The organism is Flexivirga meconopsidis (genome assembly GCF_026162425.1).
Lineage (GTDB): Bacteria > Actinomycetota > Actinomycetes > Actinomycetales > Dermatophilaceae > Flexivirga > Flexivirga meconopsidis.
In genome coordinates, this window is sequence record NZ_JAOBQJ010000005.1 from 223,303 (window position 1) to 237,373 (window position 14,071).

The following is a 14,071-nucleotide window of genomic DNA, read 5'->3' on the forward strand; positions in this document are numbered from 1 at the left end:
CCGGCGTCACCAGCCGAGCAGGCGGCGCACCACGGTGTCGGCGAGCAGCCGTCCGCGCAGGGTGAGGCGCGCGGCCGGTGCGGGGGCGGCTGCCGCTGACTGGTCGAGCAGCCCATCGGCGACCAGCGCGGGTATCGCGGCGCGGCCGGTGTCGTCGAGGTGGGTGAGCGGCAACCCTTCGGCGAGGCGCACTCCGAGCAGGACCGTCTCGTCATACGTCTGATCGGGGGTGAGGAGTTCGCGTCCGGCGCCCGGCGAGTCCCCTGCGAGCACCCGATTTGCGTATGCCGCAGGGTGTTTCACGTTCCACCAGCGCACGCCGCCGATGTGACTGTGTGCCCCGGGGCCGATGCCCCACCAGTTGTCGCCGCGCCAGTAGCTCTCGTTGTGGCGGCAGCGCCCATCCGTCGTCCGCGACCAGTTGCTGATCTCGTACCACTCGAATCCTGCTGCGGCCAGCGCGGTTTCGGCCAGTTCGTACTTGTTGGCCTCGTCGTCGTCATCGGGCATGCGCACCTGGCCGCGACGGACCTGGGCGGCGAGTTTGGTGCCTTCCTCGACGACCAGTGCGTAGGCGCTGAGGTGGTCCGGTGCGAGGGCGATCGCGTCGTCGATGCTGCGGCGCCAGTCGTCGTGAGTCTCCCCCGGGGTGCCGTAGATGAGGTCGAGGCTGACCTGCAGGCCCGCGTCTCGGACCGCCTGCACCGCGCGAGCGACCCCGGCAGGATCGTGGGTGCGTTCGAGAGTGCGTAGCACGTGCGGCACCGACGACTGCATGCCGAGGCTGATCCGGGTGAAACCACCGGCTGTGAGTGTCTTGGCCACCTCCGGGGTGATCGTGTCGGGGTTCGCCTCGGTGGTCACCTCAGCTCCCGGCAGGAGTCCGAAGGCGTCGCGGATCCCGGCCAGCATCCGGTTGAGGTCGGCGGCGGCGAGCATGGTGGGTGTCCCACCCCCGACGAATACGGTGCTCACCTGCGGCACCGCGGCGCCGGTGCGCTCGATGACGTCGCGGGCCAGTGCCAGCTCGGCGAGTGCGGCGTCTGCGTAGCTGCTCACTCCGGCGCCGTGCGGGCCGAGCTCGGCGAGGGTGTAGGTGTTGAAATCGCAATAGCCACAACGCACTCGGCAGAACGGCACGTGCAGGTAGATGCCGAATTGTCGCGTCGACAATGACGTGGCGGTGTGGGCCGGAAGCGCACCGTCGACCGGCACCGCTTCGCCCTCGGGCAACGCGCTGGGCACCGCACAATCGTACGGGCGCCGAGTTGGCGGGCCGCCCGCCGGCCCGAGCGACCGTCCGTCGGGCGTCCGCAAGAGCCGAGCCGCACACCGAGCGCCTGGCCCGCTGATCGAGTGGGCCGAGCCGTTTCCCACGCTGATCGAGTAGGCCGACCCGCACACTCGAGCGCCTAGCCCGCCGATCGAGTAGGCCGACCCGCACACTCGAGCGCCTAACCCGCCGATCGAGTAGGCCGAGCCGCTAGGCGAGGCCGTATCGAGATCAGCGGCCTGTTAGTCGGCGGGGTGGGTGAGGTAGGTGTGTCCGGTGGGGCTGGTCCAGGTGCAGGTGCCGTCGGGGGTCATGGTGACGGTCCAGCCGGCTTCGTGTTTGGCGCGGTGGTGGTGTCGGCAGAGGCATTGCAGGTTGTGGGCTGCGGTCGGACCGTCGGGGTAGGGGGTGACGTGGTCGAGGTCGGTGAGTGTTGCGGGTCGGGTGCAGCCGGGGAATCTGCAGTGCTGGTCGCGGGCCCGCACGAATCGTGCCAACCGGGTGCCGGGGGTGTAGGTCTGGTTGGCGGTCTCGGCCACCGTGCCGGTTTCCGCATTGACCAGGGCCCGGGTGATCTTGGTACCGAGCAGGCCGGTGAGTTCGCGGATCGTGCCAGCGGGGATGACCCCGACACCGGGGACGTGGACGTCGCCGAGCCGGTACCGCACCGGTGTTGGGTTGTCCGCGAAGCGGGGCACAGTCTCGCGCCGATGGGTTCGCGCTGGGTTAGTGGAGCGCGTTGGATCAGTGCCGCTCATCGGATGAGCCGGTGGCGCCGGGTCGGGTGGTGGGGCCGGTGGTGGTCGGGTGCCGGTCCGTGGTGCGGCTTCGCGCACCATCGCTTTGAGTTGGCGTTCGGCCTCACTGATCGGGCGGCAACTGGTCGGGCGGCAGGTGCCGAGGTCGAGGACGACTGGGTTGATCGGGAGCATGAACTCCCGCAGCGCGGGCGGTCGCACCTTGCCCGTGCTTGTTTCGCGTGCCGGGCCGGTCGCCTCAACGGCCCCGGTCACGTCCCCTCTGTCCGCCGTTGTGGTGGCGGGGTGGAACGGGACGTGCAGGACGAGCTCGGTGGTCACGTGCGCGTTGGACAACAGCAGGTCGGTGAGGGCGTCGACCCGGCACTCGCCCAGTGTTTTGGTTGTCGTGGTTGTCTCGTGCAGGGTCTTTGCGTGGGTGTTGACCGCAGCCATCAGCTTCGCCGCGTCCAACGACGGCAAGACTGCGGTGAGCATGGACATGCCTGCCTCCCAATGGGGTGCGACGGTCACATCGGTGCAGTCCCGCCGCCGCGCAGCCGACGCCTGATCGGACGCGACCGGTGCCTCCTGCACCAGTAGGCGTTGGGTGCGCCGGCGCAGTTTCGTGGACGTCGAGGTCTCCGGGGCGCTGGCCAGGATCTCGGCTTCGATGGTTGCGGCGAGGTCGACCGGACAATCAGCCGCCTCGGGTGTTTCGGGTGTGCCGGTTGCCGGGATTGCGTCGGCGAGGGCGTCGCTGACCGCGACCACTTTCCGTCCCTCCAACTCCCCAGTCCCGGCCTGGTGGAGCAGCAGCGGCGTGTAGCGCACACTCTCGACTGCTTGGGTGAGTCGCAGACTGGTTTGCCGGTCGGTCCACCCCAACCGGGCACCGACTTCCAACGGTGTCCAGGTGTCGGGGTGGTGCGGGTGTTTGTCGTATTCGCGTTGCGCGAGTTGGTCCAGCCGCAGGGTTTGGGTGGCCCAGGCGGAGTTCTGCACCTGCTGGGTGGCGAGCACCTGATCGAGCAACTCGCCATCTGAGAGACCCGTGCCGTTGCCTGGTGTGCCGTTGGGGTCGTGGCGGGCGTTGTTGAACGCGGCCTGCAGCAGCGTGTGTGCTGCCTGCAGGAGTTCGCTGGTGGTGGCAGCGGTGATCACCTGGTTGGTGAGTGCCTGCTGCAGCTGGGACATGCGTCAATCATACACGTGTTCGATGCGGTTGGGAAGGGTGCACAAGGCCGAATAGTGTGTGTTTCCAGTGTGATTCGTGGGATCGAGCGGGGGTTGTCAGTGGCGGGTGGGATGGTGTTGCGTGGTGGAGTAGGAGTGGTCTCGATACGGGCTCCCCCGCTTCGCTCCTCCGCCCTACTCGACCAGCCCCCACCGGCCCCAAGGGCTTCGCTGCTTCGCCCTACTCGACCACCGCCGACGGGACTCCACCCGCAAGGCCGCACCACGGGGCACGGTCCGGTGCGTGGCGAGATCTCTGAGCGGGGCGAGGGGCCGCGTGAGCGGCCCTATGCAGCGAAGCGGAGCGCTAGCGGAGCGAAGCGGAGTGAGGCCGCGAGGGCGGTCCCTCGTCCCGCGGCCAGCGAGTTGCCCCGCGGCGCGCGTTGGCCCCGCGGCCAGCGAGTCGCCCCGCGGCCAGCGAGTCGTCGCGTGGCCTCCTTCGTCCCGCGCCGCGGCGCACCGCAAAGGCCGCGAGGGCGGCCCCTCATCCCGCGGCACGCGTTGGCCCCGCGGCCAGCGAGTCATCCCGCGCGGCGGGACGTGTGCAAACATCGGAGCCGCCAGCGACCAACCGCCAAAAGGAGCACCATGGCCGACCGCCAGGGGGCGCAGGCCGACCAGCCGTCACCCGCCCGGACGACATCGCCCGAGCACCACCCACCCGAGCACCACCCACCCGAGCACCACGCACCCAAGCACGCCCGGCCGGACACCGCGCTCTTCCTCACCATCGACGCCGGCGGCACCTCGACCCGAGCGGTCGTGCACGACAGCGACGGCCGGAGCTTCGGCTATGGCGTCGCCGGCTCCGGCAACCCGACGGCGGTGGGCGCGAATGCCGTTGCCGATGCGATGCATTCGGCCGCTGCGACAGCGTTGACCCAGTCCGGTCGTGCGGCGCAGGACGTCACTTTCGCACTCGCCGCGATGGCCGGCTCGCGCACCGCGGCGCCCGGGGTCGAGGACGGTCTCGCCCGCCTCGGCGTCACCGCCGAGCTCACCATCGCCGGCGACCTGGAGGCGATCTTCGCCAGCGGCACCCATCAGCTGGACGGTGCCGCACTGGTGTCCGGCACCGGCGCCGCAGCCGTCGCGGTCCGTGACGGCGCAGTGGCCCGCACCGTCGACGGCCGCGGCTGGCTGCTCGGTGACATCGGCTCCGGCTTTTGGATAGCCCGCCGGGTGCTGCGGGCAGTCGCCGCCCACGTCGACGGCTTCGGCGCGCCGACGTCGATGACCACCGCGGTCCTGGCCGACATCGGGCAGCCGACCGATCTCACCGATCGCGAGGCGACGGCTCAGGCGCTCGTCACCGCGACCTACCGGATCGGCGCGCCGGGCATCGCCAGGTTCGCGCCGATTGCCTTCTCCCACAGTGAAACCGACGAGGTCGCACGAAGCATCGTCGACGATGCGGCGTCGGGTCTGGCACGCAGCGTGATCGCGCTGGGAGCGCCGCCGGCACCGGCCGCACTCGTCGTCGGCGGCAGCGTGCTCTTCCACCAGCAGGCATTGCGGAGCCGACTTTCGGCGTTACTCACCGAGCAGGGGTGGACCGGCCTCACCCCGGTCGCCGACGGTATGACGGGGGCCGTCACCATGAGCATGCGCGCCGCCGGGCACACCGTCGACGCCGCACGGCACAGGCGAATCGCGGCCTCACTGGCCGCGATTCGCCCGGAGTCACCTCCCCGGGCCAGGTAGCTGACCCGCCAGCCGTCAGATCGTCCCGGTCAGCGCCTGCAAGCCCAGGCTCGCGACCGCGACACACACCCACAACAGCGCACCGAGCAGCAACGGGCGGTGACCCGCCTGCCGCAGCTGCGCCGGACGCAGCCCGAGACCGATGCCGGTCAGCGCCACGGTGATCAGGAAAGTCCCGAGGAAGGTCAGACCGTCGTGCCAGCCGGCGGGGATGGCACCGAACGAGTTCAGCGCGGCCGCCGCGAGGAAGCCCAGCAGGAAGGCCGGCACGATCTTGCGCACCGGGATCCGCACCTGCTCGCCCTGAGCCGCGGCCTCCCGCTTCGCGGTGAGCACCGCCAGCACCATCACGATCGGGATGATCATCAGCGACCTGGTCAGCTTCACCACAATCGCGTACGGCCCAGCTCCGTCGCCGAAGCTGTATGCCGCAGCGACCACCGACGAGGTGTCGTTGACCGCGGTGCCGCTCCACAACCCGAAGGCGTGCCCGCCGAGACCGAGGAGATGACCGACCGGCGGAAACAGCAGCACGGCAGCGATGTTGAAAGTGAAGATGGTGCCGATCGCGTAGGCGACATTGCTCTGCTTCGGACGCATGACCGCCGTCGCTGCCGCGATCGCCGAAGCACCGCAGATGCCGGTGCCCACGCCAATGAGGGTCGCGAGCTCGGTGTTGATCCGCAGCAGCTTGCCGAGCAGGAACGCGCCGCCGAGCGCGATGGCCAAGGTCCCGAACATCACCGGCAACGACCCACCGCCCACGTTGACCACCTGGGTGAGCGACAGACCCGTGCCCAACACGACGATCGACGCCTGCAGCACCGTGCGCCCGGCGTACCTGGCACCGACGGCAACGCGCTCCTCGCGCAGCCACGACACGGTCGTGCCCGCGAGCAACCCGAGCAGAATTCCGAACACCGGGCCGCCAACGACCGGGAAGAAATGCCCGAGCAGCGTTGCCGCACAAGCGATCCCGACCGTGATCGGCAGTCCCGGCAGCAACGGCCCCAACGCCCGGAGCACCCGAGCACTGTCGAACTCCGCGGCCCCACCCCGCGCTGCATGCCCCTCTGCACTCGTCATGCTCATCAGCATCGATCCACGCCGCCGGCAACGGTAGACATTGCTTTCCCATACCGATATATCCTGTGCATATGAGCACGTGGCCGGACCTCAGCGCACTGGAACTACTCGTGGCTGTTGCCGACCACGGCAGTCTGTCGGCCGGCGCGCGCGCCACCGGTATGGCGCAGCCGAACGCGAGCCGCTCGATCGCTCGCCTGGAACGGCATCTCGGGGTGCCCCTCCTCCACCGTTCGACCCATGGCTCGAGCCTGACGCCGGCAGGACTATTGGTCGTCGAATGGTCACGCAAAGTGATGGACGCAGCGCGCGAAGTAGTCGACGGCGCACGCTCTCTGGCAGCCGACAGCACCGAGTCGATCGTGGTCGCGGCCAGTCAGACCGTGGCGGAGCATCTGCTGCCCGCCTGGCTGGCCCGCTTCCGTGCGCGCCGCCCCGAGGTGCGCGTCGTGGTGCACGTGCACAACAGCCAGGAGGTCGTCGACAACGTCCTCGGTGGCCGCTGCGACGTCGGATTCGTCGAGGGGCCACGACCGCCCGGCGGGGTGCACCACGTGGTCGTAGCCGAGGACGAACTCGTGCTCGTCACTTCTCCCGATCATCCCTGGACCAAGCGGCGGAGACCGCTTTCTGCCGACGAACTGATGGAAACTCCTTTGGCGACAAGGGAACCCGGCTCAGGCACCCGCGTCGCACTGGACCGCGCCCTCGGCCGTCCGGTGCAGCCTGCGATGGAGCTGCCCAGCAATGCGGCCGTGCGGGTAAGCGTGGCCTCGGGGGGCGCCCCCGCGGTGCTCAGCCGACTCGCCGTGGGCGACGCACTGGCCGCAGGGTCGCTGTGCGAGATCCCGGTGGACGGCCTCGACCTGCATCGCCCACTGCGTGCGGTCTGGACCGGACCCCGCCGGCTGGGCGGGTCGGCCGCCGATCTGGTCGCCGTCGCCGGCCGGCCCTGACTACCTCGTCAACGCTTCGGGTTGTCGGTCACCCAGACCGGGATGTGTCCGGTGACGACCTCGGTCCCGTCGCCCAGCCGGCCGGTGAGCCGCACCTTCACCTCGTGCGGCCGTTCCTGGTCCCAGTCGGCCGGATCGGTCTCGGCGATGCACTCGACGGCGCTGGTCACCTTGGTGAGGTATTCCAGCTCGATTCCCTTGGGAATCCAGCGCGTTCCCGGCTTCACGGTCGCTTCGGCGAGTAGCCCCATCGCGGCCTCCATGCCGTTGGCAACCGCGATCGCATGAATCGTGCCGATGTGGTTGTGCACGCCCCACCACTTACGGATCCGGACCACCGCGCGGTTCGGCGCCATCTCGAGCACCTGCGGCTGCACCGTCGAGAAGTAGGGCGCGCGCAGCATGAAGCCGATCCCGAAGAGCTGCTTGCCGAGCGGGCGGGCCGACAGGCGCTGGTAGAGCTGGTATGTCGAAGTCATGCCGGAATGTTACTCATGAGTAACCACTCAGCGCGAGCCTCAGCGCGCAATTGCCTCGACATCGCGCACCACGCGCCCCACCCGCAAACCCTTGCGCTCGAAACGCGTGAGCACCCGGCCGTCGAAGCGGGGTGCGAAGCCACCGTGGTCCCCGCGCGGATCGACCGCCGGGTCGCCGGGATCGGCCAGCCGGCCGGCATGTGGATTGCGCAACGCCGGGCACTCCTCGACGACGTCTCGGATCTGCCAGGCGTAATCGGCCCAGTCCGTCGCAAGTCGCCAAACACCTTGAGGTTTCAGCAGATTCGCTACCTTGTCGGCGAATTCCGGTTGCACGAGTCGGCGCTTGTGGTGCTTGGTCTTCGGCCACGGGTCGGGGAAGAACGTCCACAACTCGCGCACGCTGCCGTCGCCGAGCATCGCCGGCAAGGCCTGAGCAGCATCGGCGCACATGAGCCGGATGTTGCGCACGTCCTCGTGCACCGCCTTGGCGATCGTCTGCGCGACCCCGGGGCGCCATACCTCGACGGCGAGGAAGTCAAGCTCCGGATGCTCCTGCGCCGCGTGTACGACGCAGTCACCCCCGCCCGAGCCGATCTCGACGACCAGCGGCGCCGACCTGCCGAACACCTCCGCCGCGTCGAGCCGGTAGGCCGGGTCGACCAGCGTGCCCTCCCCCAGCATCGGCACGTCGATCAGGTATGACGAGCCGTGCTCGGCGAGCGCGCGATGATGTCGGGGAGGCATGCGCCCACCACGGCGGGTGAACGACCGCGTGCGCGCCGCCGGACCCGAAAACGCCTCGGACACCTACTTCTTCGCCTTCTCGACAGCGCTGCCGTCCTGGGACAACGCGGCGATGAAGGCCTCCTGCGGCACCTCGACCGACCCGACCATCTTCATCCGCTTCTTGCCCTCCTTCTGCTTCTCCAGCAGCTTGCGCTTGCGGCTGATGTCACCGCCGTAGCACTTGGCGAGCACGTCCTTCCGGATGGCGCGAATGGTCTCGCGGGCGATCACCCGCGAGCCGATGGCGGCCTGGATCGGCACCTCGAACTGCTGCCGCGGGATGAGGTCCTTGAGCTTGCCGGCCATCATCACGCCGTAGGCGTAGGCCTTGTCCCGGTGCACGATGGTGGAGAACGCGTCGACCTTGTCACCTTGCAGCAGCACGTCGACCTTGACCAGATCCGCGGTCTGCTCACCGTCGGGTTCGTAGTCGAGAGAGGCATATCCGCGGGTCTTGGACTTCAGCGCGTCGAAGAAGTCGAAGACGATCTCGGCGAGCGGCAGGGTGTAGCGCATCTCGACCCGCTCGGGCGAGAGGTAGTCCATGCCGAGCAGGTTGCCGCGCCTCGACTGGCACAGCTCCATGATCGAGCCGATGAACTCACTCGGCGCGAGAATCGTTGCGCGCACGACGGGTTCGGTGATCGAGGCGACCTTGCCCTCGGGAAACTCACTGGGGTTGGTGACGGTCACCGTGCGTTCGTCGTCGAGGGTCACCTCGTAGACCACGCTCGGCAGCGTGGAGATCAGGTCGAGGTCGAACTCCCGCTCCAGCCGCTCGCGCACGATCTCCAGGTGCAGCATCCCGAGGAAGCCGACCCGGAAGCCGAAGCCGAGCGCGGCGGAGGTCTCCGGCTCGTAGACCAGCGCGGCGTCGTTGAGCTTCAGCTTGTCGAGCGCGTCACGCAGGATCGGGTAGTCGGAGCCGTCGATCGGGTAGAGGCCGGAGAACACCATCGGCTTCGGATCCTGGTAACCCCCGAGCGGTTCGGTCGCCCCGTCGCGGGCAGCGGTGACGGTGTCACCGACGCGAGACTGGCGGACGTCCTTCACCCCGGTGATGAGGTAGCCGACCTCTCCGACGCCCAGACCCTTCGCGGGCACCGGTTCCGGTGAGATCACACCGATTTCGAGCAGTTCGTGAGTGGCGCGAGTGGACATCATCTCGATGCGCTCGCGCGGCTTGAGCTCGCCGTCGACGACACGCACGTAGGTGACCACGCCGCGGTAGGTGTCGTAGACCGAGTCGAAGATCATCGCCCGCGCGGGGGCGTCGGCGTCGCCGACGGGCGACGGGAACTGCCGCACGATCTCGTCGAGCAGCTCCTCGACGCCGACGCCGGTCTTGCCGGAGACCTTGAGCACGTCGCCCGGGTCGCAGCCGATCAGGCCGGCGAGCTCCTCGGCATACCGCTCCGGCTGCGCGGCCGGCAGGTCGATCTTGTTGAGCACCGGAATGATCGTCAGGTCGTTCTCCATCGCCAGATAGAGATTGGCGAGCGTCTGCGCCTCGATGCCCTGCGCGGCGTCGACCAGCAGCACCGCGCCCTCGCACGCCGCCAGCGAGCGCGACACCTCGTAGGTGAAGTCGACGTGCCCCGGCGTGTCGATCATGTTCAGGCAGAAGGTCTGCTCCTCAAGCTGCCACGGCATCCGCACCGCCTGGCTCTTGATCGTGATGCCACGCTCCCGCTCGATGTCCATGCGATCGAGATACTGCGCGCGCATCGCCCGCTCATCGACGACGCCGGTGATCTGCAGCATGCGGTCGGCCAACGTCGACTTGCCGTGGTCGATGTGCGCGATGATGCAGAAGTTGCGGATCAGGTCCGGCGGCGTCGCGGCAGGTTGCAGCGCGTTGCGGGCCATGGGAGACAAGTGACTACCTCGGGTGTTGCCGGGCTTGCGTGGTGACTCTCCAGTCTCCCACGAGGCGCGCGATCGCCCCGAATCGGTGCAGCTCCCGGACAGGAACCTACTTTCCGGTAGCGGGGGTGACGTCGATCACATTATTGTTACCGTCACGTAGGTTTCTCCTCCCACAAAGGATCGCCCCATGCAGCTCACCGCCCGCCGCGCCGTCGTCGCCGCCGGATCCGTCGCCACGGCCGCCTCGATCACCCTCGCGGCCGCTCCCGGCGCCTCCGCGGACCCGTTCGTCAACATCGACCAGACCGCCACCGTCACCACCCACGTTGCCAAACCGAACAAGGACATCACCTTCACCGGCACCCAGGCCGCCAAGATCGACCTCGGCAAGACCGAGGGCAACGTGTCCGCCGACCTCAAGCTCGGCACGGGCACGATGAAGGTCGACATCCCGGTCATCCCAGGCATGTTCACCCTCCGCGGCCTCGCGACCGCGACGCTGCAGATCGAGCCCACCGGCCCCGCGACCGGCACGCTCGCGGGCGGCAAGCTGGACGTGACGCAGAACTTCAACGTGCGCATCACCAAGGTCAACCCGGTCATCCTGAGCTTCGTCAACCTGGTGCCGAGCACCTGCCGCACCGCGTCGACGGCGACGATGAAGCTGAGCGGTGACGCCGCCAATCCACTGGGTCCGATCACCGTCAACGGCACCTACACGCTGCCGAACTTCGCCAACTGCGGGCTGATGACCCCGGTGATCAACGGCCTGACCGCAGGCCCGGGCAACACCGTGACCGCGACGTTCGTCCCGGTCCTGCCCTGACCTGACCCAAGCTCCGGCGCGGGCTCAAGCCTCGAGTCGACGAGCCCACCGACGATCCGTTCCGGCAGCGCGCCGGGGCGGATCGTCGCGTTCAGGCCGCCACCGCGGAGGCGGTACGCCGAGCCAACATCGCTGAGACGAAGGTGATCCCGACGCCGCCAATCGCGAGGAAGGCGCCCAGCCGGCTCGGCCATTCATAACCCAGCCCGTGCGATAGCACCACGCTGCCGAGCCAGGCACCAAGGGCGTTGGCGATATTCAAGGTCGAGTGGTTGAGCGCAGCGGCGAGCGACTGACCCTCGTGCGCCACGTCCATCAGGCGGGTCTGCAGCATCGGCACCAGCAAGGACGGCAGCAACCCGAGCAGGAACACCGCGATCACCGCCGTGACCTTCTGGTGCGCCATCGGGCCGAAGAGGGTGAGCAGTATGGCGATCGCGATCAGCGAGCCGAACATCCCGCGGAGCATGCCGAGCGCCGCGACTCGTCCGGCGAGGACCGCGCCCGCCGTCATACCGACGCCGTAGACGACGAGCAGGACCGGCACCGCGCCATCGGCGAAGCCGGCCAGCTCCGTCATCGTCGGGGTGATGTAAGAGAACGTCGCGAACATGCCACCGAAACCGACGGTGCCGATGCCGAGGGTGAGCCACACCTGAGGGCGTTTCAGAGCGCGCAGCTCCTTGCGCGGGGACGCCGCGTCGTCGGCCGGTTGCCGAGGCACCCAGAGCCATACGGCGCCGATCGTGACCAGTGCGAGCAACCCGACGAACGCATAGGGCCACTCCCAGCCGAGGTTCTGGCCGAGCAGCGTCGCGAGCGGCACACCGACGATGTTGGCGACGGTGAGCCCGGCGATCATCATCGACACCGCCCACGTCCGTCGTTCCCGACTGACCAGCGAGGCCGCCACCACCGACCCGATGCCGAAGAACGCGCCGTGCGGCAGGCCACTGACGAAGCGGGCCACCATCAGCGTGAGGTAGTTCGGAGCGAGCGCGGAGCCGACGTTGCCGGCCGCGAAGGCGACCATCAGCCAGATCAGCACCCGCTTGCGCGGGGCACGCGCGGCAAGCGTGGCGATGGTCGGCGCTCCGACGACGACACCGAGGGCGTATGCCGAGACGACATGGCCGGCCGTGGGGATGCTGATGCCGACGCCGTCCGCGATCTGCGGAAGGAGTCCCATAGTGACGAACTCCGTTGTGCCAATTGCAAACCCGCCCAGCGCGAGTGCAAACAGCGCAAGGCCGAGGTGAGTGCCTCGCGGAGCACGAGGAGCACGGTCGGCGACCTCGTCGTCGCAGATGTCGTGCAAAGCGGTTTGTTCGGTCACCGATCCAGTGTTCCGGCGCCGGTCCGTTACTGGCGAGTCAGAACGACCGGACGTGAGCGGATTCACGCCATACCCGGGTCGAGGCGAGATGGACGGAGCCGTTATTGTTTTCCACGGAGCGAGCCAGTCTTTCCGCATCATGAAAACGATGCCCCACAGCACGGAGGTGCGCATGTCAGACACGACCGGTTTGGAACTGCCCGAAGGCGTGGAGGTCACCGGCCCGGTGAAGGAGCGCTATGCCGAGATCCTCAGCCCGCAGGCGCTGGAGCTGATCGCGAAGCTGCACCGTGAGCTCAACGGGCGCCGACTGGAAGCGCTCAAGGCTCGCGAGGAGCGGGTCGCCAAGGTCGCCGCGGGCGAGGACCTGGGCTTCCTCGAGGAGACCGCGTCGGTGCGGGAGGACCCGAGCTGGAAGGTCGCCCCGCTGGCACCGGGCTTGGAGGACCGCCGTGTCGAGATGACCGGGCCCACCGACCGCAAGATGACGATCAACGCGCTCAACTCCGGCGCGAAGGCGTGGCTGGCCGACCAGGAGGACGCCAACACCCCGATGTGGGAGAACGTCGTCGAAGGCCCGCTCAACCTGAAGGACGCGCTCGACGGCACGATCGACTTCACCAGCCCGGAGGGCAAGGAGTACAAGCTCGTCGAGGCGGACAAGCAGCCCACGATCATCGTCCGGCCGCGCGGCTGGCACCTGCCGGAGAAGCACATCCTGGTCGACGGGGAGGAGACCTCCGGCTCGCTGGTCGACTTCGCGCTCTACTTCGTGGCCAACGCCCAGAAGCAGCTCGACCGCGGGAAGGGCCCGTACTTCTACCTGCCCAAGATGGAGAGCCACAAGGAAGCCCGGCTCTGGAACGACGCGTTCGTCATCGCCCAGGACGCCCTCGGCATCCCGCAGGGCACGATCCGGGCGACCTGCCTGATCGAGACGCTGCCGGCCGCGTTCGAGATGGAGGAGATCCTCTACGAGCTGCGCGACCACTCCTCCGGCCTCAACGCCGGCCGCTGGGACTACCTCTTCTCGGTGATCAAGACCTACCGCACCCGCGGCGCCGACTACATCGTCCCGGACCGCAACACGGTGACGATGACCGTGCCGTTCATGCGCGCCTACACCGAGCTGCTGGTGCGCACCTGCCACAAGCGCGGCGCATCCGCGATCGGCGGGATGGCGGCGTTCATCCCGAGCAAGGACGAGTCGGTCAACACCGCGGCCTACGAGAAGGTCACCGACGACAAAACCCGTGAAGCGACAGACGGATTCGACGGTTCGTGGGTCGCGCACCCGGCGATGGTCGAGACCTGCTTCAACGTCTTCAACGAGATCCTCGGCGGCAAGCCCAACCAGATCGAGGACAAGCAGCGGGAGGATGTCTCGGTCGAGGCGGCGCAATTGCTCGACGTGAAGTCGACACCGGGCGAGGTCACCTCCGCCGGGCTGCGCAGCAACATCGACGTCGCGCTGCAGTACCTGCGCACCTGGCTCACCGGTCGAGGCGCCGTCGGGATCCACAACCTGATGGAGGACGCTGCGACCGCCGAGATCAGCCGCTCCCAGATCTGGCAGCAGATCAAGAACGAGGTCAAGCTCGCCGACACCGGAGAGACCGTCACCAAGGACATGGTGCTCAAGCTCGTCGACGAGGTCATTGCCGAATTGCCTGGTGAGGCAAGCGATTACGACGACGCGAAGGCAACCTTCCTGGAGGTTGCGGTGGCCGACGACTACGCGCCGTTCCTGACGCTGCCGGCCTACGAGCGGATGGCCTGA

General features: G+C 68.5%; 11 protein-coding genes. 4 read left to right on the top strand and 7 right to left on the bottom strand.

Annotated features, from left to right (window positions below; translation table 11 throughout):
- Window positions 1-6 precede the first annotated feature (6 nt).
- Both hemW and N2M23_RS17565 read right to left on the bottom strand, forming a co-directional pair.
- Window positions 7-1,245: a radical SAM family heme chaperone HemW gene (gene hemW, locus N2M23_RS17560; RefSeq protein ID WP_265447279.1), complete on the bottom strand. Its 1,239-nt coding sequence runs from the start codon at window positions 1,243-1,245 to the stop codon at window positions 7-9.
- 270 nt (window positions 1,246-1,515) lie between these two features.
- Complete coding sequence (locus tag N2M23_RS17565) at window positions 1,516-3,207, bottom strand: HNH endonuclease signature motif containing protein (protein WP_265447281.1); 1,692 nt, start codon at window positions 3,205-3,207, stop codon at window positions 1,516-1,518.
- A 627-nt stretch (window positions 3,208-3,834) separates the two neighbouring features.
- On the opposite strand from N2M23_RS17565, the gene N2M23_RS17570 reads away from it, so the two are divergent.
- Entirely contained in the window at window positions 3,835-4,950 is a 1,116-nt protein-coding gene (locus N2M23_RS17570) for an N-acetylglucosamine kinase (protein WP_265447282.1), read from the top strand.
- Window positions 4,951-4,965: 15 nt separating this feature from the next.
- On the opposite strand, the gene N2M23_RS17575 is transcribed toward N2M23_RS17570, so the two are convergent.
- Window positions 4,966-6,036: a YeiH family protein gene (locus tag N2M23_RS17575; protein ID WP_265447284.1), complete on the bottom strand. Its 1,071-nt coding sequence runs from the start codon at window positions 6,034-6,036 to the stop codon at window positions 4,966-4,968.
- Window positions 6,037-6,107: 71 nt separating this feature from the next.
- On the opposite strand from N2M23_RS17575, the gene N2M23_RS17580 reads away from it, so the two are divergent.
- Window positions 6,108-6,992, top strand: coding sequence for a LysR family transcriptional regulator (locus N2M23_RS17580; RefSeq protein WP_265447285.1), 885 nt, complete (start codon window positions 6,108-6,110; stop codon window positions 6,990-6,992).
- Window positions 6,993-7,000: 8 nt separating this feature from the next.
- Here N2M23_RS17580 and N2M23_RS17585 read toward each other — a convergent pair whose 3' ends face one another.
- The 3 genes from N2M23_RS17585 to lepA all read right to left on the bottom strand — a co-directional run bounded on the left by N2M23_RS17585 (window position 7,001) and on the right by lepA (window position 10,129).
- Window positions 7,001-7,471 (bottom strand): hotdog fold domain-containing protein, encoded by a 471-nt coding sequence (locus N2M23_RS17585; RefSeq protein ID WP_265447286.1) that lies wholly within the window; start codon window positions 7,469-7,471, stop codon window positions 7,001-7,003.
- Window positions 7,472-7,510: 39 nt separating this feature from the next.
- Window positions 7,511-8,218, bottom strand: coding sequence for a tRNA (guanosine(46)-N7)-methyltransferase TrmB (trmB, locus tag N2M23_RS17590; RefSeq protein WP_265447288.1), 708 nt, complete (start codon window positions 8,216-8,218; stop codon window positions 7,511-7,513).
- Between the two features lie 63 nt (window positions 8,219-8,281).
- Window positions 8,282-10,129, bottom strand: a complete 1,848-nt coding sequence (gene lepA / locus N2M23_RS17595) for a translation elongation factor 4 (RefSeq protein WP_265447289.1) — start codon at window positions 10,127-10,129, stop codon at window positions 8,282-8,284.
- Between the two features lie 187 nt (window positions 10,130-10,316).
- On the opposite strand from lepA, the gene N2M23_RS17600 reads away from it, so the two are divergent.
- On the top strand, window positions 10,317-10,955 hold the full coding sequence (locus N2M23_RS17600) for a hypothetical protein (RefSeq protein ID WP_265447290.1): 639 nt from the start codon (window positions 10,317-10,319) through the stop codon (window positions 10,953-10,955).
- Window positions 10,956-11,046: 91 nt separating this feature from the next.
- Here N2M23_RS17600 and N2M23_RS17605 read toward each other — a convergent pair whose 3' ends face one another.
- A complete protein-coding gene (locus N2M23_RS17605; RefSeq protein ID WP_265447292.1) occupies window positions 11,047-12,291 on the bottom strand; it encodes an MFS transporter in 1,245 nt (414 codons plus the stop codon).
- 172 nt (window positions 12,292-12,463) lie between these two features.
- On the opposite strand from N2M23_RS17605, the gene aceB reads away from it, so the two are divergent.
- Window positions 12,464-14,071 (top strand): malate synthase A, encoded by a 1,608-nt coding sequence (aceB, locus tag N2M23_RS17610; RefSeq protein ID WP_265447294.1) that lies wholly within the window; start codon window positions 12,464-12,466, stop codon window positions 14,069-14,071.